The sequence below is a fragment of the Gordonia amicalis genome, assembly GCF_022059885.1.
Classification (GTDB): domain Bacteria; phylum Actinomycetota; class Actinomycetes; order Mycobacteriales; family Mycobacteriaceae; genus Gordonia; species Gordonia amicalis.
In genome coordinates this window covers 4,416,523-4,441,903 of sequence record NZ_CP091855.1, presented here as the reverse complement: position 1 = coordinate 4,441,903, position 25,381 = coordinate 4,416,523, and the positions used below count along the sequence as shown (strand labels likewise).

30 protein-coding genes are annotated in these 25,381 nt (G+C 66.9%); 19 read left to right on the top strand and 11 right to left on the bottom strand.

From position 1 onward, the window contains the following. Positions 1-8 precede the first annotated feature (8 nt). Complete coding sequence (locus IHQ52_RS20465; protein ID WP_238063870.1) at positions 9-1,250, top strand: cation:proton antiporter; 1,242 nt, start codon at positions 9-11, stop codon at positions 1,248-1,250. Here IHQ52_RS20465 and IHQ52_RS20460 read toward each other — a convergent pair. Both IHQ52_RS20460 and IHQ52_RS20455 read right to left on the bottom strand, forming a co-directional pair. After that, positions 1,204-2,250, bottom strand: a complete 1,047-nt coding sequence (locus tag IHQ52_RS20460; RefSeq protein WP_006435905.1) for a PHP domain-containing protein — start codon at positions 2,248-2,250, stop codon at positions 1,204-1,206. The two genes, IHQ52_RS20465 and IHQ52_RS20460, sit on opposite strands and share 47 nt — an antisense overlap. 93 nt (positions 2,251-2,343) lie before the next feature. Beyond that, the gene (locus IHQ52_RS20455; protein ID WP_096274344.1) at positions 2,344-2,688 is read right to left on the bottom strand and encodes a histone-like nucleoid-structuring protein Lsr2; all 345 of its coding nucleotides are present in this window, start codon (positions 2,686-2,688) and stop codon (positions 2,344-2,346) included. Between the two features lie 847 nt (positions 2,689-3,535). Between IHQ52_RS20455 and IHQ52_RS20450 the strand changes: the two genes are divergently transcribed. The 7 genes from IHQ52_RS20450 (at position 3,536) to IHQ52_RS20420 (ending at position 9,271) form a co-directional block, all read left to right on the top strand. Further along, on the top strand, positions 3,536-3,721 hold the full coding sequence (locus IHQ52_RS20450) for a hypothetical protein (RefSeq protein WP_006435907.1): 186 nt from the start codon (positions 3,536-3,538) through the stop codon (positions 3,719-3,721). Between the two features lie 60 nt (positions 3,722-3,781). Beyond that, positions 3,782-4,627, top strand: coding sequence for an oxygen-dependent tRNA uridine(34) hydroxylase TrhO (gene trhO / locus IHQ52_RS20445; RefSeq protein ID WP_096274340.1), 846 nt, complete (start codon positions 3,782-3,784; stop codon positions 4,625-4,627). Beyond that, positions 4,615-5,679 (top strand): CobW family GTP-binding protein, encoded by a 1,065-nt coding sequence (locus tag IHQ52_RS20440; protein WP_096274338.1) that lies wholly within the window; start codon positions 4,615-4,617, stop codon positions 5,677-5,679. The genes trhO and IHQ52_RS20440 overlap by 13 nt, the downstream gene beginning before the upstream one ends. Before the next feature lie 220 nt (positions 5,680-5,899). After that, complete coding sequence (locus tag IHQ52_RS20435) at positions 5,900-6,925, top strand: N-acetylmuramoyl-L-alanine amidase (protein WP_096274336.1); 1,026 nt, start codon at positions 5,900-5,902, stop codon at positions 6,923-6,925. A 33-nt stretch (positions 6,926-6,958) separates the two neighbouring features. After that, entirely contained in the window at positions 6,959-7,882 is a 924-nt protein-coding gene (locus IHQ52_RS20430; RefSeq protein ID WP_096274334.1) for an SDR family oxidoreductase, read from the top strand. Next, positions 7,879-8,661: a fructosamine kinase family protein gene (locus IHQ52_RS20425; RefSeq protein WP_096274332.1), complete on the top strand. Its 783-nt coding sequence runs from the start codon at positions 7,879-7,881 to the stop codon at positions 8,659-8,661. The genes IHQ52_RS20430 and IHQ52_RS20425 overlap by 4 nt, the downstream gene beginning before the upstream one ends. Positions 8,662-8,707: 46 nt before the next feature. Continuing rightward, a complete protein-coding gene (locus tag IHQ52_RS20420; protein WP_006435913.1) occupies positions 8,708-9,271 on the top strand; it encodes a nucleosidase in 564 nt (187 codons plus the stop codon). 79 nt (positions 9,272-9,350) lie between these two features. Here IHQ52_RS20420 and IHQ52_RS20415 read toward each other — a convergent pair whose 3' ends face one another. The 4 genes from IHQ52_RS20415 to IHQ52_RS20400 all read right to left on the bottom strand — a co-directional run bounded on the left by IHQ52_RS20415 (position 9,351) and on the right by IHQ52_RS20400 (position 13,743). After that, on the bottom strand, positions 9,351-10,247 hold the full coding sequence (locus IHQ52_RS20415; RefSeq protein ID WP_040004678.1) for a DUF6542 domain-containing protein: 897 nt from the start codon (positions 10,245-10,247) through the stop codon (positions 9,351-9,353). Positions 10,248-10,251: 4 nt separating this feature from the next. Continuing rightward, positions 10,252-11,481 carry a DNA recombination protein RmuC gene (locus tag IHQ52_RS20410; protein ID WP_006435915.1) on the bottom strand — a complete coding sequence of 410 codons (1,230 nt, stop codon included), beginning with the start codon at positions 11,479-11,481 and terminating at the stop codon, positions 10,252-10,254. Positions 11,482-11,533: 52 nt separating this feature from the next. Then, complete coding sequence (locus IHQ52_RS20405; RefSeq protein WP_006435916.1) at positions 11,534-12,127, bottom strand: methylated-DNA--[protein]-cysteine S-methyltransferase; 594 nt, start codon at positions 12,125-12,127, stop codon at positions 11,534-11,536. 83 nt (positions 12,128-12,210) lie between these two features. Then, positions 12,211-13,743, bottom strand: a complete 1,533-nt coding sequence (locus IHQ52_RS20400; RefSeq protein WP_159405329.1) for a DNA-3-methyladenine glycosylase 2 family protein — start codon at positions 13,741-13,743, stop codon at positions 12,211-12,213. Between the two features lie 528 nt (positions 13,744-14,271). Between IHQ52_RS20400 and IHQ52_RS20395 the strand changes: the two genes are divergently transcribed. From IHQ52_RS20395 to IHQ52_RS20355, 9 genes are all read left to right on the top strand, one after another. Then, positions 14,272-15,573 carry an AI-2E family transporter gene (locus IHQ52_RS20395; RefSeq protein ID WP_096274326.1) on the top strand — a complete coding sequence of 434 codons (1,302 nt, stop codon included), beginning with the start codon at positions 14,272-14,274 and terminating at the stop codon, positions 15,571-15,573. Between the two features lie 69 nt (positions 15,574-15,642). After that, a complete protein-coding gene (gene ychF, locus IHQ52_RS20390; RefSeq protein WP_006435919.1) occupies positions 15,643-16,722 on the top strand; it encodes a redox-regulated ATPase YchF in 1,080 nt (359 codons plus the stop codon). Between the two features lie 37 nt (positions 16,723-16,759). After that, positions 16,760-17,092 (top strand): YciI family protein, encoded by a 333-nt coding sequence (locus IHQ52_RS20385; protein ID WP_006435920.1) that lies wholly within the window; start codon positions 16,760-16,762, stop codon positions 17,090-17,092. A 143-nt stretch (positions 17,093-17,235) separates the two neighbouring features. After that, a complete protein-coding gene (locus IHQ52_RS20380) occupies positions 17,236-17,598 on the top strand; it encodes a zinc ribbon domain-containing protein YjdM (protein WP_006435921.1) in 363 nt (120 codons plus the stop codon). A gap of 42 nt (positions 17,599-17,640) precedes the next feature. Continuing rightward, entirely contained in the window at positions 17,641-18,078 is a 438-nt protein-coding gene (locus IHQ52_RS20375) for a VOC family protein (protein ID WP_040004680.1), read from the top strand. Between the two features lie 133 nt (positions 18,079-18,211). Beyond that, positions 18,212-18,592, top strand: coding sequence for an ArsR/SmtB family transcription factor (locus IHQ52_RS20370; protein ID WP_006435923.1), 381 nt, complete (start codon positions 18,212-18,214; stop codon positions 18,590-18,592). Next, a complete protein-coding gene (gene arsB, locus IHQ52_RS20365; protein ID WP_006435924.1) occupies positions 18,589-19,668 on the top strand; it encodes an ACR3 family arsenite efflux transporter in 1,080 nt (359 codons plus the stop codon). The genes IHQ52_RS20370 and arsB overlap by 4 nt, the downstream gene beginning before the upstream one ends. Positions 19,669-19,735: 67 nt before the next feature. Continuing rightward, positions 19,736-20,164, top strand: coding sequence for an arsenate reductase ArsC (locus IHQ52_RS20360; protein ID WP_182155795.1), 429 nt, complete (start codon positions 19,736-19,738; stop codon positions 20,162-20,164). Then, a complete protein-coding gene (locus IHQ52_RS20355) occupies positions 20,161-20,583 on the top strand; it encodes an arsenate-mycothiol transferase ArsC (protein ID WP_159405330.1) in 423 nt (140 codons plus the stop codon). Before IHQ52_RS20360 ends, IHQ52_RS20355 begins: the two co-directional genes overlap by 4 nt. A gap of 52 nt (positions 20,584-20,635) precedes the next feature. Here IHQ52_RS20355 and IHQ52_RS20350 read toward each other — a convergent pair whose 3' ends face one another. Further along, the gene (locus IHQ52_RS20350; RefSeq protein WP_006435927.1) at positions 20,636-21,136 is read right to left on the bottom strand and encodes an ArsI/CadI family heavy metal resistance metalloenzyme; all 501 of its coding nucleotides are present in this window, start codon (positions 21,134-21,136) and stop codon (positions 20,636-20,638) included. Positions 21,137-21,233: 97 nt separating this feature from the next. Here IHQ52_RS20350 and IHQ52_RS20345 point away from each other — a divergent pair, with 97 nt between their 5' ends. Together IHQ52_RS20345 and IHQ52_RS20340 are read left to right on the top strand one after the other, a co-directional pair. Beyond that, positions 21,234-21,593, top strand: a complete 360-nt coding sequence (locus IHQ52_RS20345; RefSeq protein WP_182155793.1) for an Rv2640c family ArsR-like transcriptional regulator — start codon at positions 21,234-21,236, stop codon at positions 21,591-21,593. A gap of 203 nt (positions 21,594-21,796) precedes the next feature. Further along, a complete protein-coding gene (locus IHQ52_RS20340; RefSeq protein ID WP_182155791.1) occupies positions 21,797-22,243 on the top strand; it encodes a nucleoside deaminase in 447 nt (148 codons plus the stop codon). Between the two features lie 16 nt (positions 22,244-22,259). Here IHQ52_RS20340 and IHQ52_RS20335 read toward each other — a convergent pair whose 3' ends face one another. From IHQ52_RS20335 to IHQ52_RS20320, 4 genes are all read right to left on the bottom strand, one after another. After that, entirely contained in the window at positions 22,260-22,586 is a 327-nt protein-coding gene (locus IHQ52_RS20335) for an SRPBCC family protein (protein WP_006435930.1), read from the bottom strand. Beyond that, positions 22,583-23,290 carry a hemerythrin domain-containing protein gene (locus tag IHQ52_RS20330; RefSeq protein ID WP_159405332.1) on the bottom strand — a complete coding sequence of 236 codons (708 nt, stop codon included), beginning with the start codon at positions 23,288-23,290 and terminating at the stop codon, positions 22,583-22,585. The genes IHQ52_RS20335 and IHQ52_RS20330 overlap by 4 nt, the downstream gene beginning before the upstream one ends. 30 nt (positions 23,291-23,320) lie before the next feature. Next, positions 23,321-23,968 (bottom strand): TetR/AcrR family transcriptional regulator, encoded by a 648-nt coding sequence (locus IHQ52_RS20325; protein WP_040004665.1) that lies wholly within the window; start codon positions 23,966-23,968, stop codon positions 23,321-23,323. A 74-nt stretch (positions 23,969-24,042) separates the two neighbouring features. Beyond that, a complete protein-coding gene (locus tag IHQ52_RS20320; protein ID WP_159405333.1) occupies positions 24,043-25,356 on the bottom strand; it encodes a S1C family serine protease in 1,314 nt (437 codons plus the stop codon). Positions 25,357-25,381 lie beyond the last annotated feature (25 nt).

Below are 25,381 nucleotides of genomic sequence, written 5' to 3'. Positions count from 1 at the left end.
TGTTTCGCATGATTCTCGCCGAGTCCGCGTCCACGGACACCTCAGTGATCGTGTCGCTGTTCTGGATCGTGCTCATCGCGGCGGTGTCGCCGCTGTTGTCGAGGCTGTCCCGCGGCTACGTTCCCGACGCCGTGCTGCTGCTGGTGCTCGGGATCGTGATCGGCCCGCACGCGCTGGACTGGGCCGACCGCACGGGCATCGACATGCTCAGCCAGCTCGGCCTGGGCATGCTGTTCCTCCTGGCCGGTTACGAACTCGACCCGAAGCTGTTGAGCGGCAGGCCTGGTCGCGTCGCGCAGCTGTCCTGGTTGGTGAGTCTCCTCATCGCCTGGGGGTCGGTGGCCCTGGTCGCCACGGTTCTCGCGCTGGGTCTGGGTGAGGCCGGCTTCACCGCCCACATCGCGATCGCGATCACCCTCACCTCGACGGCGCTCGGCACCCTGCTGCCCATCCTCAAACAAGCCGGTCTCGACGGCACCCGCCTGGGACGTGCGGTCATGGCGCACGGGGCGGTCGGCGAGCTCGGCCCGGTGCTCGCGATGTCGCTGCTGCTCACCAGCCGGAGTTTCGGCGGTGCGGTGATCGTACTGGTGCTCTTCGTGCTGGCCGCTCTGCTGATCGCGGTTGCCCCGCAGCACATCCTCGCGCGCATCCCCGGCATCGGGACGGCGATCGGTGAGATGGCCGGCGGAACCGTGCAGTTGCCGGTGCGCGTGGTGGTGCTGCTGCTCGTGTCACTCATGACGGTGGCCGCGGTCTTCGACCTCGACGTCGTGCTGGGCGCCTTCGCGGCCGGATTGATCCTGCGCCGGCTCATCGGACCCGAACACCCGCATGTCGGTAGGTCGTTGGAGGTCATCGGGTTCGGAGTCCTGATCCCGATCTTCTTCGTCACCTCGGGTATGAACATCGACGTGTCCGCGGTCGCGTCCAAGCCCGGGACGTGGGTCGTGCTGGTGCTGGCCATCGCGATCGCCCGCGGCGGTCCCGTCTGGTTCAGCGCCCGTTTCCTCGACGACGGGCACTTCCTGAGACACCCGCGCGAGCGTGGTCAGCTGGCGCTGTTCGCCGTGACCGGATTGCCGATCATCGTGGCCGTCACCGAGGTCGCGGTGTCCTCGGAACTGATCTCCGCCGCGCTCGCCTCCACACTGGTGGCCGCCGGCGCGACGACGGTCCTGCTGTTCCCGCTGGCCGCCAGGCTCATCGGGAGATCCACTCCAGCAACCGATCCGACGACCACGTCGTGACGATCCGGTCCGGGTCGATGTCGTGCTCCACGGCACGACGCGCACCCAGGACCTTGAACTCGAGCTGGCCGGGCGCGTGCGCGTCGGAATCGATCGCGAACAGACAGCCGGCTTCGAGGGCGATCTCGATCAGCTCGTCGGGCGGATCCACGCGTTCGGGTCGTGAGTTGATCTCCACGATCGTGTCGTTCGCGGCGCACGCCTCGAAGACCGCGCGAGCGTCGAAGGTCGACGGCGGTCGGTGGCCGCGTCCGCTGAGCACCCGGCGGCCGGTGCAGTGCCCCAGGACATGGACGCGAGGGTCGGACACGGCGTTGACGAGCCGGGTCGTCATCGCGTCGTGGTCCATCCGCAGGTGTGAGTGGACGGAGGCGGTCACGGTGTCGAGGCGTTCGATCATCTCGTCCGACTGATCGAGCGCGCCGTCGTCGAGGATGTCGATCTCGATTCCCCGGAGAAGTCGAAAACCATTGCCGTGCAAGCTGTTCCACTCGTCGATGGCTTCGATCTGGGAGGCCAGTCGTTCGGCACTCAACCCGTTGGCGACCGTCAGGCGCGGCGAGTGGTCGGTGATCGCCAGCCAATCGTGGCCCAGGGCCCGTGCGGCAGAGGCCATCTCGGTGATGGGGGCGCCGCCGTCGCTCCACTCGGTGTGTGCGTGGAGGTCCCCGACGACGGCGGTGACCAGATCGTCGGCGCCCTCCGGCGGGAACGGCGGATCCTCGTCCTGAAGCCGGGCGAGATAGTCGGGGACCCGGCCGTCGACGGCCTGTCCGATGACGTCCGCGGTGGTCTTCCCGATGCCCTTCACCGTGGTGAGGGATCGGCCCGATGCCCGGTCGCGCAGGTCGTCGGCGGAGAGTCGTGCCGCGGCCTGGGCGGCTCGTCGGAACGCCTCCACCCGGTACGTGCTCTCTCGTCGCTGTTCGAGAAGCCAGGAGATGCGGGTCAGCGCCTCTACCGGGTCGACCGGAGGGGTCAGCGGTTCGAGCGGCTTCACACGTGCACCGGGTCGGAGACGAGTACCGCCCGGCGCAGAAGATGCAGCCGGGCGGCCGATCGGGTCGCCGAGGAATTCCTCACGCGTGACCGGTCAGTGTGCGGCCTCGAAGGCCTCGATGATGCTCTGCGGGATGCGGCCGCGGTCGCTGAGTTCGTAGCCCTCGCGGATGGCCCACTCGCGGATCGCCTTGGTGGTCTCCTTGTTGCGTCCGCCGCCGGCAGCGGCGGTGGAGGCCGTCGCGCGCTTGGTGACCCGGCCGGTCTGACGCGAAATGTCGAGGTATTTCGCGAGCGAATCACGGAATTGCTGAGCGTGCTTCGATGAAGTGTCGAACTCGTAATTCTTACCGTCGAGTGACCACCGAACAGTTTCGTACTGATCCAAAACCTTGCCGTCGAGATCGTCGATGACCTGAACGATTTCCTTCTTCGCCATGAAACGCTTTCCCCTCGATTTGTGTCATGCGACCAAGACGGTCGTGGGAGGTCTATTAAACCTTATCCACCCGGTTTGATCTTTTCATCGGTACACAGCTTAGACCCAAACTATGAGTAGCCGCTGAGAACCCCCCCGCTTAGACCATAAAGTATCGAAAGGCCTCAGGGAAGCCGGGACGCCAGATTATTAGGGATTAGGCGCAATACTGCTGTTCGATGATCGCGTTCGGTGTGTCTCGGTCCGAGTTGTCGTCCGTGATGTCCGAGTTGTGGGCGTGATGGTCGTCGCACTCCGAGCGGATTCGCCCGTTTCTTCAGGGGAGAGTGCCACCAGATCTTCGGGTGCGCGATCGGCTGCGTAGATGGTTCGGTAACCACCGTCGGTCACCGAGAATCCGGATTTCGAACGCGATTCGAGACAGAACATGCCAATCGTCTCGATGAGGCAAGAGAATCGCGAAATGGAAATTGTGTGCCCGAAGTCGACTATTGAAGAGCGATAGAGAACCGGATAGCGATTGGCGCACGCACCATGTTGCGGACCGTCCGAACTGAGGATTGCGTAATCGGGCGCCCAGTCGCAGGATGCCGACGCCGTGGACGGAGCCTCGCGCCGCCTCGAAGGTCCGGAGTCGGCCCCGTCGTTGATACGGCAGACCAGCGACGACCGTCCGTTGGTGCCGGTCGAGCAATTGACTGATCGATCGGGTGTGGAGAAATGGAAGCCGGACGAGTCCTGTAACGGTGAATCCGCGGTCACCGAACCCTGATGAAAGCGCGAATTGTCGACTCGTGGGGCCAATGCGACCACTCGGCCGATTGTCCAATCGGGAAGATTCTGTGCCGTGTCCTCACCGGTGGTGGACGTCGTCGACGACGACTCGACCTCGGTGAGGGTGGACAGTTCGTCGGTCGGTGGAATGACGATTCGTGACGGCGTGGTGTCGGTGGGCAACGAGCAACCCGTGATCGTCACGATTGCCGCGACCGTCACGGTTGCGAATGACGCGCAGATCACACGGCCGAAGTGAGTCGGCCGCGGACGTGGGACGGGTACGGGCCGCCGTGGTCGATTTCCGTACCCTTGCATTGTGTCGACCCCCAAGATCGTTCTGTTCTACGTCTTCGTCCCGCTGCCCGATCCGGAAGCCATTCGGCTGTGGCAGCTGTCGGTGTGCGAGTCGCTCGGGCTGCGGGGCAGGATCATCGTGTCACGACACGGAATCAACAGCACCGTCGGTGGCGACATCGCCGCGGTCAAACGCTACGTCAGGACCACCCGTTCCTACCCCGGGTTCGCCGATGCCGACATCAAATGGTCGGACGGCGCCGGCGACGATTTCCCCCGCCTGAGTGTGAAGGTGCGCCCGGAGATCGTGACCTTCGGGGTTCCCGACGAGATCGTCGTCGACGAGAACGGGGTGGTCGGAGGCGGTGTCCGGCTGACGCCCGAAGAGGTCCACCGACTCGTCGACGAACGCGGTGACGAGGTCGTCTTCTTCGACGGCCGCAACGAGATCGAGGCGCAGGTCGGGCGGTTCGACGGGGCGGTGGTCACCAAGGCGCAGACCACGCGCGACTTCATCCCACTGATCGAGAGCGGTGCCTACGACCACCTCAAAGACCGTCCGGTGGTCACCTACTGCACCGGGGGCGTCCGGTGTGAGGTCCTCAGCACGGTCATGCGCAGCCGTGGATTCAACGAGGTCTATCAGCTCGACGGCGGCATCGTGCGATACGGCGAGCGGTACCGCGACGGAGGGCTCTGGAAAGGATCTCTCTACGTCTTCGACAACCGCATGAGCACGGAGTTCTCCGATCGCGCCGAGGTGCTCGGACAATGCGTCGAATGCGGGGGTTCGACGAACAACGTCGCGAATCATCCCGACCGCGAGGGTCGGGACCTCGCCGTGATCTGCCCGGCATGTCTGGCCTGAGCACGTCCCGGACGGCCCGGCCGCCGGTGCCGGTGATCGTGGTCGCCGGTTTCCTCGGGTCCGGCAAGACGACCCTGCTCAACCATCTGCTGCGCACCGCGGGAGCCACCGGTACGAGACTGGGCGTCCTGGTCAACGACTTCGGATCGGTCAACATCGATGCACTGCTGGTGTCCGCCCAGGCCGACGGTGCGGTGAGCCTGAGCAACGGATGTATGTGCTGCACGGTCGACGCTGACGGTCTCGCCGACGCGCTGACCTCCCTGGTCCGCCCGAGCGCGAAGATCGACGCGATCGTGATCGAGGCCAGCGGGATAGCCGAACCGAGATCACTCATCCGGATGGTCACCGCGGTGACGGATCCGCGGCTTCGTTATGGCGGTCTGGTCTACGTGGTCGACGCCGCGCACATCCACGCGCTGCGCGAGGAACACCCAGAGGTCGACGCGCACATGGCGATAGCCGATCTCATTCTGGTCAACAAGTCCGACCTGATCACCGGCGCGGACCTGCGAACCGTCGAAGAGATTGTCGCGCAGCTGAACCCGACCGTAGCGGCGATGGTGACCCAGGAGGCCCGGATCGACCCGGCGCTGTTGTTCGACATCGACGAGTCGGCCGGGACCGACGAACCGCGAAGCGGACAGCTCACCCTCGACGAGCTGTTGCTCGAGGAACACGACCATTCCGGTCACGACCACCTGCACGCCGGGTACGAGGCGATCACCTTTCGGAGCGATGAACCGCTCGACCCGCGTCGGCTCGCGCGGTTCCTGGAGCGACCGCCGAGCGGATGCTTCCGGATCAAGGGCATCGTGCACTTCGACCGGCCGCGGTATCGGCAGAAGTTCGTCGTACACGCTGTGGGCGGGTTCGTCCGGGTGAGCCGTGAGTCGTGGGCGCCGCGGACGCCGTCGACCGAACTGGTCGCGATCGGTCGCGGTCTCGACGCCGAGGCCGTCAACGCCGAGTTGCAGGCCGCGATCGCGCGTCCGGAGGATGCGGAGGACGAGCACGGCATTCTCGGTGTCCTGCGCCACGTGCCCGACTGAGCGCGATACCCGCGACACGTGTGGCGCGGATCATGCGACACGCCGGTCCGGATGTCACATTCGGCTAACGAAATCCGGAACGCCCAGGTAGCGCATTTCGCAAACTCCGCTCGCCCTGTTTCACTGTTAAGTCTGTGACCAGTGTGACCAATGGTGCCTAACGGGAGGAGTGAGGCGAATGACCGGAGCTGAGACGCGCGGTCGCCGCCTCGAAACGCCGATGTTCCAGAAGATGATGAAGAAGCGCATGTTGACGACCGCCTTCGCCGTGACGGCAATGGCGTCGACCGTGATGGCGTCGAACCTGGTGGTGGCGCCTGCACAGGCCGTGCCGGCCCGTGGGACCGCGCTCGCGGGGAAGACGATCTTCCTGGACCCGGGGCACCAGGCGAGTGCTGCCGGTCGGAGCCTCAGCGCGCAGGTGTCCGACGGGCGCGGCGGCAAGAAGGACTGCCAGACCACCGGGGCCACGGGGGTGAACGGGGCCGAGGAGCACACCGTCAACTGGCAGATCACCCAGCTGGTCAAGGCCGGCCTGGAAAGCCAGGGCGCCCGGGTGGTGCTGAGCCGGCCCGACGACCTCGGGTGGGGTGGCTGCGTCGACGAGCGTGCCGCCGCGGCGAGCCGGTCCGGCGCAGCGGTCGCGGTCAGCCTGCACGCCGATTCGACGAGCCGGGGAGCGGACGGCGCCAAGAAGGGCTTCCACATGATCGTGCCGTCGCTGCCGATCCCGGACGCCACCGTGAACCGCGTGCAGTCGGGTGAGGGGCGCAAGGCGTCGACCGTCATGCGCGATTCCTTCATCGCTGCCGGCTTCCCGTCGGCCAACTACGCGGGGGTGAACAACGGCATCCAGACGCGTCCGGACATCGCCGCGGTCAACCTGACCAAGGTCCCGGCCGTCTTCATCGAGATGGGCAACCTGTCCAACCCGGCCGAGGCGGCCGCCCTGGCCGGACGCGATGGCCAGCTGAAGTACGCGACGGCCATCACCGACGGCATCCTGAAATACGTCAACGGCAATGCGGCCACCGGCGCCGGACCCGCACCCTCGGTGCCGCCGGCCGACGACGCCAGCGGGCTGTCCGCGGTGATCCCGTTCGTGCAGCAGCTGCTCGCCACCGAGGAGCCCGAGGCCGTCGTCCAGTTGCTGGCCACACAGGGACAGGATGTGTCGGCGCAGGTCCTCAAGGCGATGCTCACGATTCTGTACGGCCTGTTCGACGGGAAGCTGCCGATCGGCTGAGCCCGTCCGCCTCAGGCGGCTAACCTCGGCCCCATGGGCATTCGAGATCTCCTGGTGATGGACACTCCGGTGCCGTCGTTGCGCGGACGCAAGGTACTGATCACCGGGGCGGCGAGCGGGATCGGACGCGCGACCGCCGAGGCAGCCGCCGCACGGGGTGCCGAACTGGTGCTGACCGACCTACACGCCGATCAGCTCGACGAGGTCGTCGCCGGAATCCTCCGCGCCGACGGAACCGTGCTCTACCACCTCGCCGGAGACGTCTCCGACTACGACTGGGTGGCCAACTTCGCGCGGCAGGTCGACGCCGAGGTCGGCGTGATGGACGTCGTGATGAACATCGCCGGGATCTCGGCATGGGGCACGGTGGAGAATCTCGAGCACCGCCATTGGCGATCGCTCGTCGACGTCAATCTCATGGGCCCGATCCACATCATCGAATGCTTTGTGCCGCAGATGGTCCGGCGGGGGAGTGGCGGACACATCGTCAACGTGTCGTCGGCCGCGGGGCTGCTCGCCCTGCCGTGGCACGCCGCCTACAGCGCGAGCAAGTTCGGGATCCGCGGTGTCTCCGAGGTGTTGCGGTTCGATCTGCGGCGTCACGGTATCGGGGTGTCGCTGGTGTGTCCGGGCGGTGTGGACACCCCGCTGGTCGACACCGTCGAGATCGTCGGCGTCGACCGTGCCGACCCGCGAGTCAAGGCCGCCATCAACAACTTCCACAAGGTCGCGGTGTCACCCGAGACCGCGGCCGCGGCGATCCTCAAGGGGATCCGCAAGAATCGGTTCATGGTCTACACGTCGTTCGACATACGGTTCGGATACTGGTGGGCGCGGAAGTTCGCCCTGCCCTACGAGATCGCGATGCGGGTGGCCAACGATCGTTTCGACAAGCTCGCGCGGGTCAGCGGCACGACGCTCGAGGCGCGGGCACGCGACCACCATTCGGCGCAGTGAGCCGCGTCTTCCGTAAGACGCTGCGGGGCAGCGGCCCGCCGGGCGGTCACCGGGACTTCTTCGCGGCCGAGGTCGCCGGGTTGCGCTGGCTCGCCGACTCCGGCGCACCGGTGGCGAAGGTGCTCGCGGTGAGCGAGGACGCCATCGAACTCGAGTACCTCGACACGACGCGTCCGGATCGCGAGGCCGCCCGGGCCTTCGGAGCTGCGCTGGCGGGCATGCACGACGCCGGTGCCCCGCGGTTCGGTTCGCCGCCCGCGGGTTTCGACGGCCGGCTGTTCATCGGCCGGCGCCCGCTCAGTTCGATCGAATACGACTCGTGGGGCGAGTTCTACGCGCGGGAACGCGTCGAGCCGTATCTGCGTCCGGCGCGGGAGGCCGGCAATCTGACCGCTGAGGACGAGGATGCCGTTCGCGCCGCCTGCGAGCTGGTCGCGAGCGGAGCGTTCGACGACGACGAACCCGCGGCCCGCATCCACGGCGATCTGTGGAACGGCAACGTGCTCTGGACCTCCCAGGGCGTCGTGATGATAGACCCCGCCGCACACGGGGGTCACCGGGAGACCGACCTCGCGATGCTCGCGCTCTTCGGCTGCCCGCTGCTCGACGAGATCATCGACGGCTATCAGGAGACGCACCCCTTGGTGCCCGGTTGGCAGGACAGGGTCGAGGTCCACCAACTGCACCCGCTCGCGGTGCACGCCGCCGGGCACGGACCCGGCTACGGCACCGCTCTGGGCCGGGCCGCTCGGGCGTCCGCGGCGCTCGCGCGCAGATGACGCACGCGATAATCACCCGGTGTCTGATGACGATGTGCGGAGTGGTGTGTCCGGAAGTGTTCTGATCGTGTCGGCGACCCGCGCCGAGGCGCGGCATCTGCCGGCGGGTTCACGGTTGCTCATCACCGGGATCGGCAAGGTCCGGGCGACGATGGCGTTGAGTCGCGAGCTCGCCGCCGGTGCACCGGTCCGGCAGGTGATCAACATCGGCACCGCGGGGGTGCTGCGGGACGAAGTCGTCGGTCCCGGACGCGATCTGTTCATCCCGTCATCGGTGCTCGAACACGACATCAGCAGCGCCGAACTACGCGCCATGGGCTATGAGATGACCGACCGCTGGGAACTCCCGGACGGTGACGGAACGGTGCTGGCCTCGGGGGACACCTTCGTCGCCGACCCGGTGCGGCGGGCCCAACTGGCACGCCACGCCGATCTCGTCGACATGGAGGGATGCGCGGTCGCCCATGTGAGCGCGCAGTTCGGGATCCCGTGCCGGCTCGTCAAGGCCGTCACCGACAACGCCGACGAGGGTGCGATGGAGTGGCCCGAACTGGTCGACGCCGCGGCCCGAAAGCTGGGGCACTGGATCGAACTCAACGCCGGCGGCTGACGCTCGTCGGAGACCCCGCTGGTCACGACCGGTTGAAACCGCCTGGCGCGCGCGACCGGAGGTGGCGATTCGGCGCGCGTCAGGAGCGGGTGTCGGCGACGCCTGCCGGACCGCCGTCGGTGGCCGACTCGTACGTCTGGAAACCGGACGGGGCGGGGTCGGTACGAGGCGTGTCGGCCTGACCCGAGAGCGGTGCGTCCGACGGGGTGAGGTCGGGTGCGGCGAGATCCGCCACCGTCGGGCGCGCGGTTGCCGGGGTCCGCTGGGTCCGTTCGACGGTCGCCGTACGCGTCGACGAGGCCGGGCGTTCGGAGGCGGAGCCGGGACGGGAGCGCTGGGGGCGCGACTTGCTCGACGGCGCCTTGGCGGTCTGGCCGGGGCCGGCCTGCTGGGCCGTGCTGCTCTTGGCCCGACGATGCGTCGTCGCGCGCTCGGTCGACTCGCCGGTCTTGGCGCGGTCGTTCTTGTCTCGACTCGCGCGAGTCGACGCACCGCGGGACCCCGTCGGCTTCTCGCGACCACCGGAGTTCTTGTCGTCGTCGCCGCGGGTCAGGAACCATCGGACGAGCACCATGGCCAAGGTGACGAGGAAGACCGTCAGCATCCAGGGGAAATCCGCGGCGATCGGCAACAGCACCTTGAAGATCAGGCTCTTCAGACCGGACGACGCCTGCTCGGAATTGAGGCCGTACAGCGTGACGATGCTGACGAAGAACGCGATCAGCGGCGGCTGGGCGGCAGCGGTGAACAGTGCGCGGCGACGCACGGCCAGAGCAGCGAGGACGCAGCCGACGAGATAACAGAACTTGTAGATCCCGCCGAGCGAATCGTTGCTGCCGGCGTCGATCGCCGCACCGAGGGCCGTGATCCCGGTTGCCAGGAGAACGGCACCCCACCACGGCAGACCGCGGACCGCGGGCAGCACGGACTGCTGGTCCAGGGGTACCGCCGTCTGTAGGCGTTGCGGGGAAGGCACATGGTCACGGTACCGGTTCATCGGCGGAAAACGCTCCACCCCCGGACCGTGGCGTGGACGCGGCCGCCGATGTCGTCGCAGGTGTCGCGACGGATTCGGCGGACCTGCAGGTGTCGTGGATCACGCGGGGCCGCGGCGGTTCGGCGACCTCGCCCAGGGCGTCGAGTTCGGCCAGTCGTCGTGCGGTGACGCCCAGCCGGCTCTCGACCGACCCGATCGTCGAGTTGTAGGCGTCGACGGTGCGCTGCAGCGATGTGCCGAGCGAGCCCAGATGACCGAGTACACCGGCGAGCCGTTGGTGGAGTTCCATGCCGAGGGCATGGATGACCGCGGCGTCGCGGGCCATCGCGTCGTGGCGCCAGCCGAGGGCGACGGTCCGGAGCAACGCGATGAGGGTCGTCGGAGTGGCGATCACCACATTGCGTGCGAAGCCGTACTCGAGGACCTCGGAATCGGTGCGGACGGCGGCTTCGAGGACTGCGTCGGCGGGGAGGAACAGCACCACCATCTCCGGCGTGTTCTCGAAGGCCGTCCAGTAGGACTTCGCGGACAACCGGGCGATGTGTGCGCGCAGCGCCCGGGCATGCTCGCCGATCAGACGATCCCGGGCGGCGGCCTCGGTGGACTCGGCGGCACGCAGATACGCCTCGAGGGGCACCTTGGCGTCGACGACGATGTCGCGTCCGCCCGCGAGGTGGACGACGAGGTCGGGCCGGACCGTCGCGCCGGCCTTGGTCTTGTCCGGCAGCGACACCTGGGTGCTGAAGTCACAGTGTTTGGTCATCCCGGCGAGTTCGACGACCCGTTCGAGCTGCACCTCGCCCCAGCGGCCGCGCGAGTGGGAGCTGTGCAGTGCGTTGGCGAGCTGCCGGGTCTGGTCGTTGAGCGCGACGGATGCCGCGTGGATGCCGCGAACCTGCTCGGTGAGCCCGGCGTACGCGCCGATCCGATTGGACTCGACCCGACGCAGTTCGTCGGAGAGCTGGGCGAGGGTCGCGCGTAGCGGTTCCACGATGTGCTGCACCTGGCTGCCGATCGCCGTGGACTGCCGCCGTGCCGCATCCTCGGTGGCCCACGACAACGACGACGCCACCTCGCTGCGTCCCTCGCGCAGCATCTCCACCTCGGAGCGGGCGGCCGCCACCACCCCGGCGCTGCGCGCGGCATGCGCCCACCACCCGAGCGCGATGCCGAGCAGGACGCCGAACACGAGTGACAGGGCTGCAGCGATCATGCCCCGATGGTGGCGGATGCCTCCGACAAAACGCCGTCGCCGCAGCTCCGGCTCAGTCCTCCGCTGGTGCCTCGAAGTCGAGCAGCCACCTCTTGATGTCCAGTCCGTAGCGGAAGCCACCGAGCGTTCCGTCGCTGCGCTTGACCCGGTGGCACGGCACGAAGAGTGCGGCGGCATTGCGCGCACACGCGGTCGCCGCGGCGCGGATGGCGGCCGGTTCGCCCGCGCGCTCGGCGAACTCGGTGTAGGTGACCGGCCGCCCGGGTTCGACGAGACGCAGCGCGTCCCACGCCTTGTTCAGGAAGGTGCCGCCGGAGAGCTGGACCACCTCGACCCGGGACGGCGCATCGACCTCGCCCGCGTAGTACGCCGACACCGCGTCGGTGAGTCTCCCGAGCGTCACGGAACGCTGCAGTGACTCCGGACGCAACGATCGGTGGATGAGTGCGGAGAGATAGGCGGGATCGTCGGTCCACCCGGATGCGAGGACGCGCTCCGAGTCGTCGGCGATCACGGTGAACGGACCGTTCGGGGTGTCGAGGGTGGCGTAACCGGCGGCGGTGGCAGTGCCGGGGGTGACGGGGTCGTCGGCGGCCGTGGTGTGGGCGGTCGGTCCGTCGGTGACGGTGGGGGACGGTGCAGGCATGGCGTTCCTGTCGGGTCGGGGTTCGAGTCGAATCGGTGTCGGATGGGGCGTCATCGGATCAGGCGTCATCTGGGGTCCGCTCGTCATACGTCCTCGCCGGCGCCGGCGAGGCGGTGTCGCCACAGGTGCATCGTCGCGTACGACCGCCACGGTGCCCAGTGATGTGTGTCGCGCAGATCGAGTCCCAGGTCGGCCGCGGCCCGGGCGACGACCAGGTCGTTCGCGAGCAGGACGTCGGGATCGCCCGTCACTCGCATGGTGACGATGTCGGCGGTCCAGGGGCCGATTCCGGGCAGCTCGATCAGTTGCGCACGTAGGTCAGACGCATCGACCCCGGCATGCGGTTCCACCCGACCTTCGGCGAGCGCCTCGGCGACCCCGATGACGGCGTCGATCCGGCGGCGCGGTCCGCGCAACACTTCGCGTCCGTGGGCCGCGATGGCGGCCGAGGTGGGAAAAGCCTTCGGTACCCGATCGGCGCCCGAGGTGGCACCGTCGGGCAACGCTTCGCCGAGCGCGTCGACGAGCCGGTCGATCTGATGTCGTGCGGCCGCGAGACTGACCTGCTGTCCCAGCATGGTGCGGATGATCGTCTCCGCGGGGTCGAGACTGCCCGGCACGCGGAGTCCGGGCGCGGTCTCGACGACAAGGCGGAGAGTCGGGTCGTCGGCGAGGGTCTCCGCGGCGGCGGTGATGTCGGCATCGAGGTCGAGTAGCCGACGCAGACGGTTCACCGCAGCACCGAGGTCGCGCATGTCGAGTCGGGAGAGAACGACACCGACGTGGTCGTCATGGGGTTCGATCTCGGCGATCGCCGAGCCGTGCGGGAGGTTGATGACACGCCGGAACCGCCAACCGAGGGGTGCGTCGGAGTCGTCGATGACGGTCTCGACCCCCGCTGCCGCGTGTGCGGACAGAAACCAGCGCATCCACGTCCAGCGGTAGGGCGCGCGAAACGGCAGGCGCAGGCTGACACTGCCCGGAGCCGACGGTGCTTCGGCGTGTGGTCGGTCGCGACCGTTGCGGAGTCGCCGGAGTTCGGTCGGGGTGAGTCCGAAGACGGCGCGGATCGTGTCATTGAACTGCCGGATGCTGGCGAAGCCGGCGGCGAAGGCGACGTCGGACATCGGTAGCGTCGTGCACTGGATGAGCACCCGGGCGTTGGTGGCCCGGTGCGCGCGGGCGAGCGCGAGCGGACCGGCACCCAGGTGGTCGGTGAGGACACGGTTGAGATGGCGGGGTGAGTACTTCAGCCGTGCCGCGAGACCGCCGACACCCTCACGTTCGACGACCCCGTCCGCGATCAGCCGCATCGCGCGGGCGGACATGTCGGCGTTCACATTCCACAGCGGAGAACCGGGGACGGCGTCGGGAGCACATCGCCGGCAGGCACGGTAGCCCTGTTGCTGGGCCGCGGCCGCGGTCAGCACGAACGCGACATTGTGTGGTCGCGGCGTCTGCGCGGGGCACGACGGACGGCAGTAGATCCCGGTGGTCCGGACGGTGACGAAGAACTGGCCGTCGAAACGTGCATCCCGTGCCTGGAGGGCGCGATAGCAGCGGTCGAAGTCCGGAGCCGAGCCCGGGACGGTGTGTTCGACGGAAGCTGTGGTCACCTCTCCACTCTGACATTCGGCGGGATCGACTTCTGGCGGAAATCGGACGCGACGTGTACGGCCGAATCTGTGATCTGAGTAACAGTGCTGTGGCACGATTGCGCCATGTCCACACGGTTCGATGGCCGACGGCGAAGCCGGCACGACGACCTGCCCCTCGCCGGGCTGCCCGGATGGGGCCTGGAGATGATGATGGGTCTCTACGGCCCCGAGACCATCAGACGCGCACTAACCGAAGAGGCCGAACAAGGCATCGCGCCCGTGCCGTGGGATGGTCAGCGGGCCGACGAGTCGCCGATCCGGCCGTTCGACGCGCCGGAGTCGAGATGTGTGGCCGGGACGACATCCCGCCGGTCTTCAATCAGGTTGACGCCGAACTCGAGGCGCTCAATTCGCTGATCCGCTTCATCGGACGCAAACTGCGCCGACGCTGACCGGTCGCGGCATCCCTGAGCTGTTCGCATCCGCGGCGACCGTCATCCGTCGCGTCGACTCCGCGATGTCATCGTGGTGTGTGAGGATCCACGAGTGACTGACAGCTCGGACGACCAGCGTGCAGACGACGAAGCCGGAACCGGCAGCCCGGATTCCATCTCGGTGGGTGCCGACGCCGTCCTCGGGGATGATGCCGTACTCGGCGGCGTCGAGGAGAAGGCATACCCGACGCGCGCCCAGGTGATGATGGCCGGCCTGCGATCGTGCGCGACCGTGGGTCTGCAGATCGTGCTGGTGGCAGCCGCCCTGTGGGTGCTCTTCTGGGTGCTCGGCAAGTTCTGGGTGATCCTGCTGCCGGTCCTGCTCGCGATCATCGTGTGCACCATCCTGTGGCCGCCGGTGCGCTGGATGCGTAACCACGGCGTCCCGGCCGCGGCGGCGTCGTTGTTGATGATGCTGATCGGTCTCGGTGTGCTCGGAGGTGTCATCGGTCTGATCGTGCCGTCGATCGTCGACCAGGCTCCCGAACTCGCCAACCGGGCCACCGACGGTGTGAAGCATCTCCAGGACTGGGTTCAGGGGCCGCCGCTCAACATCGAGGACGAACAGCTCGACAACATCGTCAACGCCATCACGAGCAAGTTGCAGTCGAGTGCGTCGACCATCGCCTCGGGTGTGTTCAGCGGCGTGGGCACCGCGACATCGCTGCTCGTCACCGTCTTCACCACGTTCGTGCTGGTGTTCTTCTTCCTCAAGGACGGGCCGAAGTTCGTGCCGTGGCTCGACCGCTCGGTCGGCAAGCCCTCCGGCACCCACGTCGGTGAGGTCCTGACCCGGATGTGGAACAGCCTCGGTGGATTCATCCGGACGCAGGCGGTCGTCAGCTTCGTCGACGCCGCGCTCATCGGCCTCGGCTTGTTCATCCTCGGGGTTCCGCTCGCCGGCGTGTTGGTGGTGGTCACCTTCCTCGGCGGCTTCATCCCGATCGTCGGTGCGTTCGTCGCCGGAGCGCTCGCCGTGCTCATCGCCCTCGTGTCCAACGGCCTGACCACCGCGCTCATCCTGCTCGGCGTCATCCTGGCTGTGCAGCAGCTCGAGGGCAATGTGCTGCAGCCGTGGTTGCAGGCGAAGTCGATGGATCTGCACGCCGTGATCGTGCTGCTCTCGGTGACGTTGGGCGGCACCCTGTTCGGTATCACCGGTGCCTTCCTCGCGGTGCCGGCGGTCGCGTCGCTGGCGGTGGTGTTGCGCTACCTGAACGAGCGGATCGCCGAACGCGCGGGGGAGTCGCTGGCACCCGAAGGTGCGCCCGTCACCAAGCAGGTGGGCGTCCCCGACGAGGACCCGCCGAAGGAGCCGCCGAACCCGGTCAAGGGATTGCTGGACCGGGACTGACCGCCGGGTCCACGACGAGGTCCGACGCAGCGTCGGGCCTCGCGGCCGGTGCCGATAGACTGGTCGCCCGTGAGTCTCACCCTGGGAATTGTCGGTCTGCCCAACGTCGGTAAGTCGACCCTGTTCAACGCCCTGACCCGTAACGATGTGCTGGCGGCCAACTACCCGTTCGCCACCATCGAGCCCAACGTGGGCGTGGTCGAACTGCCCGACGCGCGACTGAAGCGTCTCGCGGAGATCTTCGGCAGCGAGCGCATCCTGCCCGCCACGGTGTCGTTCGTCGACATCGCCGGCATCGTCAAGGGTGCGTCCGAGGGCGAGGGCATGGGCAACCAGTTCCTCGCCAACATCCGTGAGGCCGACGCCATCTGCCAGGTGGTCCGTGTTTTCGACGACGGTGACGTCGTGCATGTCGACGGTCGCGTCGATCCGTTCGCCGACATCGAGGTCATCGAGACCGAACTGATCCTCGCCGACATGCAGACGCTGGAGAAGGCGCTCCCGCGTCTGGAGAAGGACTCGCGCAAGAACAAGGACCTCGTCGAGACCCTCGAGGCGGCCAAGAAGGCACAGGAGATCCTCGACAGCGGAAAAACGCTGTTCTCGCAGAAGGATTCGTTCGACCTGTCTTCGGTCCGCGAGCTGCACCTGATGACGGCGAAGCCGTTCCTCTACGTGTTCAACTCCGACGAGGGCGTGCTCACCGACGACGCGAAGAAGGCCGAACTGCGCGCCGCCATCGCACCGGCCGACGCGGTGTTCCTCGACGCGAAGGTCGAGAGCGAACTCCTCGAACTCGACGAGGAGGACGCCCTGGAACTGCTCGACTCCATCGGCCAGGACGAGCCCGGCCTGACTTCGCTCGCGCGCGCCGGTTTCCACACCCTCGGCCTGCAGACCTACCTCACCGCAGGTCCGAAGGAGGCGCGCGCCTGGACGATCCGCCAGGGCGACACCGCACCCAAGGCGGCCGGCGTCATCCACACCGACTTCGAGAAGGGCTTCATCAAGGCCGAGATCGTGTCCTTCGCCGACCTCGACGAGGCCGGATCGATGGCCGCCGCCAAGGCCGCCGGCAAGGTCCGCATGGAGGGCAAGGACTACATCATGCAGGACGGCGACGTGGTGGAGTTCCGCTTCAACGTGTAGCGGCGCACCGGCTCGCCCCGACGCCTATCGTGTTGGTGTGCCCAGATTTCTCGCGATCCTCAACGGCTCGGCCGGCGACATCGACAGGGTTGGGCTGACCGAGCAGCAGCAGGCCGACTTCATGGCGGCCTGGTCGGCCTGGGCACGAGCCCATCGAACGGCTCTGATCGATCCCGGTGCCCCACTGTTCCGGAAGCGTCGAGTGACCGCCGACGGCGTCGAGGAGTTCGAGGACGCCAAGGTTGCGTACGCGGTTGTCGAGGCCGATTCCCATGACGACGCGGTCCGCATCCTGGGCGAGCACCCACACCTGACACTCTTTCGTGGCAACTCGATCGAGGTCATCGAGTGCCCGGCGGTCCTGGGCTGAATGCGCCGGCGTTTCCGACGAGAGTCCATCCGAGATGAGGAAGCTCCGACAAACCTTCTTTCCGGGTCCAACGCCCAGCTGGTTGGCATGTTTGCGCAGGTGGCAGGCTATGCTCATGGGCATGCAAACGTTCCGCTTCTTCCATGTCTGACCAGCTGCCTCCGTGCCCGGAGTGTGCTCAGGAGTTCACCCACCCGCAGGGCGCGCTCCTGGTGTGCCCGATGTGCGGGCACGAGTGGTCGGCCGATGAATCGTCGGAAGTCGACGCCGCGGCCACGACCGAGATCAAGGATTCGGTCGGCAACGCCCTTGCCGATGGTGACACCGTGACCATCGTCAAGACCGTCAAGGTCAAGGGCGGTGGCGGCGGTGTCATCAAGATCGGCACGAAGGTGCGAAACATCCGGTTGATCTCCGACGGCGTGGGCGACCACGACATCGACGCGAAGGTCCCCGATTTCGGTCAGATGCAACTGAAGTCGAGCGTGGTGAAGAAGGTTCTCTGAGCCGATACCGATCCACAGCTTCGGGGAGTTACCGTGGCCGACATGGCCATCAAACTCGAGAACATCGGGATCGCGGTCCGCGACATCGAGGCGGCGATCGCGTTCTTCACCGACCTCGGCCTCAGCGTCGTCGGCCGGGACGAGGTGAGCGGCGAATGGGCCTCCACCGCAGTCGGTCTCGACGGAAACCACGCCAAGATCGCGATGCTGCGGACACCCGACGGGCAAGGCCGGCTCGAACTGTTCGAGTACCTCCATCCCGACGCCATCGAGACGACGCCGACGCTGCCCAACGAGATCGGCATGCACCGTGTCGCGTTCTCGGTCGACGACCTCGACGCGGCGCTCGAGATCGCCGCGCGGCACGGATGTCGTCCGCTTCGCGGGGTCGCGAACTACGAGAACATCTACAAGCTCACTTACGTGCGTGGGCCCAGCGGCATCATCGTGATGCTCGCGCAGGATCTGACGAAGAGCTGACGACCACCTATGGCGACCGTCATGCAGTAGCAGGAATCGATGGCTCGACATCGCCCTGGCGCCATCTGTCTCGCGGCCGGCGTTCGACGAATGTTCATTTGGTCGGCGGTTCGAGGTCTGTCAATATAGACGCATGTCGAATCAGGACCGGCTGCCCGACGTGGCGGACGAGGCGTGTTGTACGCCGTTGGTGCAGGAGCCTCTCAGCGTCGATGCGACGGTGGAGTTGGCGCGCATGTTCAAGGCGATGGGCGATCCGGTGCGATTGCGGTTGCTGAGCCTGGTGGCCAGCCATGCCGGCGGGGAGGCCTGCGTGTGCGACATCTCGGGATCGTTCGATTTGTCCCAGCCCACCATCTCGCACCATCTCAAGGTGTTGCGGCAGGCGGGTCTGCTGGACTGTGAGCGCCGGGGCACCTGGGTGTACTACTGGGTCATTCCTGCTGCGTTGCAGCAGCTCTCGTCCATTCTGAGCTCGGCGGATCCCACCGCGGACACGTTGGTGATCGCGTGAGTACCGCATCGAACACTTCCGAGCACCCCGCGGTCGTCGGCAAACTCTCCACCCTTGACCGGTTCCTGCCGGTGTGGATCGGGGTGGCGATGGTCGCCGGCCTGCTCCTGGGCCGGTTGATCCCCGGGTTGAACGATGTGCTGTCGGCCATCTCGATCGATGGCGTCTCGTTACCCATCGCGATCGGCCTGCTGATCATGATGTATCCGGTTCTGGCGAAGGTCCGCTACGACCGCCTCGACACGGTGACCGGAGACAAGCGACTCCTCATCGGATCGCTGGTCCTGAACTGGGTCGTCGGCCCTGCGTTGATGTTCGCTCTGGCCTGGATCTTCCTCGCCGACCTGCCCGAGTACCGCACCGGTCTGATCATCGTCGGGTTGGCGCGATGCATCGCGATGGTGATCATCTGGAATGATCTGGCGTGCGGTGACCGTGAAGCAGCTGCAGTGTTGGTGGCGATCAACTCGGTGTTCCAGGTCGTGATGTTCGCCGTCCTGGGCTGGTTCTACCTCTCGGTCTTGCCGGGTTGGCTGGGTCTGGAGCAGACAACGATCGATGCGTCTCCGTGGCAGATCGCCAAATCGGTGCTGGTCTTCCTGGGCATCCCGCTGGCCGCCGGATTCCTGTCCCGATATCTGGGGGAGCGGAACAGGGGTCGCGACTGGTATGAGTCGACGTTCATTCCCAGGATCAGTCCGTGGGCGCTGTACGGGTTGCTGTTCACTATCGTGATTCTCTTTGCCCTGCAAGGTGATCAGATCACCTCCCAACCGCTCGATGTCGTCCGCATCGCGATCCCGCTGCTGGTGTACTTCGCGGTGATGTGGGGCGGCGGTTATGCATTCGGTGCGGCCATGAAACTCGGGTACGAACGCACCACGACGATGGCGTTCACTGCTGCCGGCAACAACTTCGAACTGGCCATCGCGGTCGCGATCGCCACGTATGGCGCCACTTCGGGACAGGCATTGGCCGGTGTCGTGGGCCCGTTGATCGAGGTCCCGGTCCTCGTGGGGTTGGTGTACGTCTCGCTGGCGTTGCGCAAGCGCTTCATCGCCCCGCAGAAGTCCTGAGCTTGCTCGAGGGCTCGTCCCGCACCACACGCATAACCTCCTCTCACACCGAAAAGGAAGCCACGCCATGTCTGCACCGAGACCGAGTGTGTTGTTCGTCTGCGTCCACAACGCCGGCCGTTCTCAGATGGCCGCCGGGTTTCTCACCGCGCTGGGTGGCGGTCGGGTCGAGGTTCGCTCTGCGGGTTCGGCGCCGGCGGAAGCCATCAACCCCGTGGCCGTGGAGGCCATGGCCGAGGTCGGAATCGACATCTCCGACCAAGCTCCGAAGATCCTCACCCCCGACACCGTCGAGCGCTCCGACGCGGTCATCACCATGGGCTGCGGCGACGCCTGCCCGGTGTTTCCCGGGGTCGACTACCGCGACTGGGCACTCGCAGACCCCGCCGGCCAGGGTATTGACGCGGTGCGCCCAATCCGCGATCAGATCCGATCGCTGGTGGTCGACCTGCTCGCCGAGATCGTGCCCGCCGGCACGGAACAGAGCGTGCGATGAGCACATCACGATCGGTTCTGTTCGTGTGCGTGAGCAATCGAGGTAAGTCGGTCATGGCCCAAGGCCTGTCGAGCACGTTGGGCGCCGGCGCGATCAACGCCTCCTCCGCCGGAACCGACGCCGCGATCGGCAAGCATGTCAACGACCTGTCCGCTCAGGTGCTCGCCGAAGTCGGCGTGGACATCGACGGCCATACGCCACGCCAACTCACCGACGATCTGATGCGCGACGCCGACCTCACGGTCGTGCTGGGAACGTCCGCGCAAGTCACCCCGCCAGATGGGGCCGTCGTCGAGGTCTGGGAGACCGATGAACCCTCCGCACGCGGGATCGACGGCATCGAGCGCATGCGTCTGATCCGCGACGACATCGCCGCTCGCATCACCGACCTCACCGCGCGCCTGGCCGACCACGCCTGAGCCGGCGGCGGGCACCAGCAGCACTGCTGCTCGCCGACGGGTTCGGGAGATGTCAGCAGCAGGCGGTGGACGCACTCGGTGCGGGCTCGCCGGCCTCTGGGGCACCGGCAGTGCCACAACATGCCGGCGAGTCGGTCGAATCGCCGGTCGCGCTGTCGGCCAGCAGGTTTGGGCTGGTCCCGAAGGTGTCGGAGTCGGCCAGGACGGTGTAGACCTCCCACTTCTCACCTGCCGGACCCGTCACCCAGACTTTGTCCTGGGTGGCGAAACAACACGTGGTATTGATCTCTTCCTCGGTGAAGAGGCCTTCACCGCTGAGTCGGGCGATCTCGGCGTGCACCTGATCGCTGGACTCGACTTCCACACCGAGGTGGTTGATCGTGCCGCCCTTGCCCGGGTTCTCCAACAGCACCAGCTTCAGCGGCGGCTCGGCGACCGCAAAGTTCGCGTAACCCGGCTTCCGTTTGGCCGGGGCGACATTGAACAACTTCGAGTAGAACTCGACCGCTTGATTCAGATCATCAACGTTGAGTGCGAGCTGCATACGCGACATGACTACCTCCACCTGTGCGACTTATATCGAATTACTGACGCTGTCCAGAGTGCCAACCTCTTCGACATATGTCAATGATGTGGGTAGGATGGCCGTCATGCCCAAGGCGCTCCCGGTCATCGACATGATCGACCCCATCTGCTGCGAACCGGTGTCGGCCGCACCGCTCGACGATGACGCCGCACTGGAAATCGCCTTGCGACTCAAAGCGCTCGCCGATCCGGTGCGGATCAAGCTGATGTCGATCCTGCTCACCGACGGGGCCGGCGAGGTCTGCACCTGCGACCTGGCCACCGCCGTCGGACTGTCCGAACCCACGGTCAGCCACCACCTCGGTCAACTCAAGAAAGCCGGCATGGTCCGGTCCGAGCGTCGCGGCATGAACGTCTATTACCGTGCCCACGTCGACGCACTCCAGGCGCTGTGCCAGGTGCTCGACCCGGCGTGCTGCCGTTGAAAGTCAGATGCCTGCCCCGGTGATCGGCGGGTGATCTCGCTGGTGTCGGTCGATCGTCGTCGTAGGTGTGTCGTGGCTGTGAAGGTCCCGGCGCGGTGCAGGACGGCGCAGTCCCCAGTTGCCGCCTGAGGTCCCGATCGGCAATTCTTGCCAGATGAGTTCTCCCGTCGGACCTCCCCTCCGGTCTCGATCTCTCGCATCTGATGGACACCGCCTATCGGCAGGCCCGGTCGGGTCTCGAGGAGGGTGGCATCCCGACCGGTGCGGCCTTGTTCGCCGCCGACGGGAGCCTCCTCGGTGAGGGTCGGAATCGCCGTGTCCAGCAGGATGATCCGTCGGCGCATGCGGAGACCGACGCCTTCCGTGCGGCCGGTCGGCAACGGGACTACTCGTCGACGATCATGGTGACGACCCTCGCGCCCTGCTGGTACTGCAGCGGACTGATCCGGCAGTTCGGCATCGGATCGGTGGTGATCGGCGAGAACCGTTCGTTTCAGGGCGGAGAGGACTGGCTCGCCGACCTCGGGGTGTCGGTCACGATCCTCGACGACGAACGTTGCACGGCGATGATGTCGGAGTTCATCGCGGCCAATCCCGGCCCGTGGAACGAGGACATCGGCGTCGTCGACGACGAGGCTGACCGCGCATGACCGCGATTGGCGATCCTCACCGTCGGCTGAATGCAGCCGCGAGCGCTGCCAGGCGATCGAGATCCGCGGCGAGCGCACCCCTGCGGTCTCGATGGCCTTTGATGAGGAACCAGTAGATGCGGTCGAAACCCGGTGCGACATGGAGCAAGTCGTAGGTCTGAAGGATGCCGCGGAATCGTACGCCGGGAGCTGCCTCCCTCTCGGCGCCGACCCAGTGCGCGCCCCGACACTCGTGGCTCCACTCGCCGACCCGGGTCACGTCGGAGACGATGTCGAAGACGGCCTCGGGTGGTGCGTCGGCATACGACTCGGTGCGACCCTGGTGGGCGAGACGGCGTGTCATGACGGGTTCTTCGCCTCGACGGTCACCGGGCCGATCCTCGACGCCGGACCATGCCCCCACATGAGCTCGGCCCGACGCCGGTAGGCGCGTGCGAAGCCGTGGACGAGGATGAACCTGGGTACGGCCGGCACCACGCCGTAGATCCGTTCCCGGTCTTCATCTCCCAGACCGTCGACGACCCAGTGACCCTCGCGGCCGAGTTCGGCGAATCCCTTTGGCTTGACGAAGAATTCGTGTTCGACGTCCCGGAACTCCGCGGTGCTGATCGCGGCCGCGACCACCGGCATCGCCTCGAGTTCCTCGCGTTCGAGATGGGGGAGCAGTACTTCTGACAGCCGTTCCAGCGCGTCGAGCAGGGTGTCCCGTGCCTGTGGGTCCCGACGGTAGGCGGAGGTGGCTTCGATCAACGCGTCGACGGCCGGAGCGATCCGGAGATGATCGGCTTCCATGTCGTCGAGAAGGGGTGCGGCGTCGGGGTTTCTCGACCGGACGAGTGGCCACAACCCCTTGTCCTCGCCGGTGTGATGCATGTGGAGGAAGCCCATCATCCAGGTGATGTGGTCGGCGATGGCTCGTCGGCGGGCGTCGTCGGGATAAGGCGGTGCTCCGATGACGAGGCGGGCTCGCTGCAGGTCCCGTCGTAGTGCGCTGTGCACGATGCCCATGCTTCGTGTGTCGGCGGGTTCGCGTGTGGTGATGAACATGGCCCTGTCCTCTCGATCGAAGGGCTGAAGTCAATCGGGGCCGAGTAGTCGCACGGTGGCGTCGGCGATCCAGTTCCGATAGCGGGTGTGGCTCCACCCCGCGTTGTTGACGAGCAGGTCGTAGACCTCTGTGCTGATCACCGCCCACAATCCCTCGGCTTCATCGGTGGCGAGCGTGCGTCCGGCGACAGCCTCACCCGCTGCCCGCACATCTGAACGCTGACGGCGGTACGCCTCGACGAGCCTGGATGCGAGTTCGGGGTCGAAGGAGGCGCCTTCGCGCAGCGCCCGGTACAGACCAGCGGTGCGAGCGTAGATGTCGGCGGCCAGGGCGGCTCCGGCTGCGGCACGTTCACGGCGGTCGCCCGCGGACAGCGCGGCGAACTCCGGCCGCTGGGCGAGTGCGACAGGCCGATCGTCGCCGACGACCGCCACGTCGAACGCCGTGAGGAACAGCCGTGTCTTGGAGCCGAACTTCGCATAGACCGTCTCGAAGGACACGCCTGCCTCAGCAGCGATCTCGCGCACCCCGACGGACCAGCCGCGCTCGGCGAACAGGCGAGTGGCGGCCTCGAGGATCTGCGCGCGGGTCTGCTCCGCCTGGCTCCGCCGGAGGGTCGAGTCGTAACTCCTCCGGGTGGCCGTCGCTGCGGATGCGGGCTGATCGGACGAACCCATACCCGAAGTATGCGCCTGCTTTGTTTTCAATACAAGGGTTATCAGACGAAGTCTGCGCACCACCCGTCAGGCGGTCACGGAACCTGTCCGAACGGATTGATGCCGAAAGGGAGTCGAGATCCGTCCGGCCCGCCGTCGGAGCCGCCGCCCGACTCGGGCACCGTGGTCTGCTGCTTGTCGACGATGCTGCCGAGCTTCACCTTCACGGTGCGCGCGTCCGACCCCGAGCCGACGGTGACCGGCACGGTTTCACCCGGCGCGTGCGTGAGCACCTGCGCCATCAGATCGGCATAGTCGGCGACGGGGGTGTCGCCGACCTTCGTGATCACGTCTCCGCGAGAGATACCGGCTTTCGCCGCCGGTCCGCCGTTCTCCACCGATGACACGGTCGCGCCGTCCTCGGCGCCGATTGACGACAGCGAACCCGACACGCCGAGAACGGGTTTGGTCGCCTCACCGTTCTGCAGCAGCTGGTTCGCGATGCGCTTGGCAGTGTTGATCGGGATGGCGAAACCGAGTCCGAAGGACTGAGGTCCGCCGCTGGCTGCCTGCCCGGTGTCGACGGCGGAGTTCACGGCGACCACCTGACCCTGCAGATTCACCAGGGGCCCACCGGAGTTGCCCGGGTTGATCGGGGTATCGGTCTGCAGGCCGTTGTACACCGTGACCGCCGAACCGCTTTCGTCGGCGGCGGTCACCGTGCGCGACAATGCGCTGATGATGCCAGAGGTGACGGTGTTGGTCAGGGCGTCCGGGCTGCCGACGGCCACCACCTGCTCGCCGACCTGCAGCGCGTCCGAGTCGCCGAGCACCGCGGGGGTCAGTCCCGACGCACCGTCGAGCTTGATCACGGCGAGGTCGTACGACGGCGAACTGCCGGTGATCGTCGCGGGATGCTGCTTGCCGTCGCTGGTGGTGACCGTGATCTTGCTGGCGGAGCCGGCCCCGGCGACCACGTGGTGGTTGGTCAGGACGTATCCGTCCTGCGAGAGCACGATCCCGCTGCCCACGGCGGTTCCGCGGGCCGTCTGGACCTTGATGTCCGCCGCCGACCTCGACGCCACCTGCGCCGCGTAGGTCACCGACCCCGGCTTGACGTCGGCGGCGCTCACGGTGTTCGCCGGTTGCGAGCTCAGGGTCGGCGCCGAGGGACTGCCGTGCTGGTCGAGCAGGGCGCTGCCGCCGACTCCGATCGCGCCGCCGAGCAGGCCCGCCAGCAGGGCGGTGACGACGATCGGCTTCGTCACGCCGCCGACACGCGGAGGTGGACTCGCCGCGTGCGGCGAACCCGAATGCAGGCCGTCCCAGTGGGCATGCGGCGGTGGAGGACCACCGGGTGCGCCCAGCGGTTCAGTGGGGGTGTGGTCGGGGGACTGAGGTGCGCTCACAGCACCACAGTGCCGGGGCTTCTTG

Bases quoted from the DNA above. Each gene is read 5' to 3' on its own strand.
- IHQ52_RS20455 (WP_096274344.1), bottom strand. From the start codon at position 2,688: ATGGCGAAGAAGGAAATCGTTCAGGTCATCGACGATCTCGACGGCAAG.
- IHQ52_RS20380 (WP_006435921.1), top strand. From the start codon at position 17,236: ATGTCTGACCAGCTGCCTCCGTGCCCGGAGTGTGCTCAGGAGTTCACC.
- IHQ52_RS20330 (WP_159405332.1), bottom strand. From the start codon at position 23,290: ATGTTCATCACCACACGCGAACCCGCCGACACACGAAGCATGGGCATC.
- IHQ52_RS20355 (WP_159405330.1), top strand. From the start codon at position 20,161: ATGAGCACATCACGATCGGTTCTGTTCGTGTGCGTGAGCAATCGAGGT.
- IHQ52_RS20375 (WP_040004680.1), top strand. From the start codon at position 17,641: ATGGCCATCAAACTCGAGAACATCGGGATCGCGGTCCGCGACATCGAG.
- IHQ52_RS20325 (WP_040004665.1), bottom strand. From the start codon at position 23,968: ATGGGTTCGTCCGATCAGCCCGCATCCGCAGCGACGGCCACCCGGAGG.
- IHQ52_RS20405 (WP_006435916.1), bottom strand. From the start codon at position 12,127: ATGCCTGCACCGTCCCCCACCGTCACCGACGGACCGACCGCCCACACC.
- IHQ52_RS20340 (WP_182155791.1), top strand. From the start codon at position 21,797: ATGGACACCGCCTATCGGCAGGCCCGGTCGGGTCTCGAGGAGGGTGGC.
- IHQ52_RS20370 (WP_006435923.1), top strand. From the start codon at position 18,212: ATGTCGAATCAGGACCGGCTGCCCGACGTGGCGGACGAGGCGTGTTGT.
- IHQ52_RS20360 (WP_182155795.1), top strand. From the start codon at position 19,736: ATGTCTGCACCGAGACCGAGTGTGTTGTTCGTCTGCGTCCACAACGCC.
- IHQ52_RS20335 (WP_006435930.1), bottom strand. From the start codon at position 22,586: ATGACACGCCGTCTCGCCCACCAGGGTCGCACCGAGTCGTATGCCGAC.
- IHQ52_RS20345 (WP_182155793.1), top strand. From the start codon at position 21,234: ATGCCCAAGGCGCTCCCGGTCATCGACATGATCGACCCCATCTGCTGC.
- IHQ52_RS20435 (WP_096274336.1), top strand. From the start codon at position 5,900: ATGTTCCAGAAGATGATGAAGAAGCGCATGTTGACGACCGCCTTCGCC.
- IHQ52_RS20430 (WP_096274334.1), top strand. From the start codon at position 6,959: ATGGGCATTCGAGATCTCCTGGTGATGGACACTCCGGTGCCGTCGTTG.
- IHQ52_RS20440 (WP_096274338.1), top strand. From the start codon at position 4,615: ATGTCTGGCCTGAGCACGTCCCGGACGGCCCGGCCGCCGGTGCCGGTG.
- IHQ52_RS20350 (WP_006435927.1), bottom strand. From the start codon at position 21,136: ATGTCGCGTATGCAGCTCGCACTCAACGTTGATGATCTGAATCAAGCG.
- IHQ52_RS20465 (WP_238063870.1), top strand. From the start codon at position 9: ATGATTCTCGCCGAGTCCGCGTCCACGGACACCTCAGTGATCGTGTCG.
- IHQ52_RS20410 (WP_006435915.1), bottom strand. From the start codon at position 11,481: ATGATCGCTGCAGCCCTGTCACTCGTGTTCGGCGTCCTGCTCGGCATC.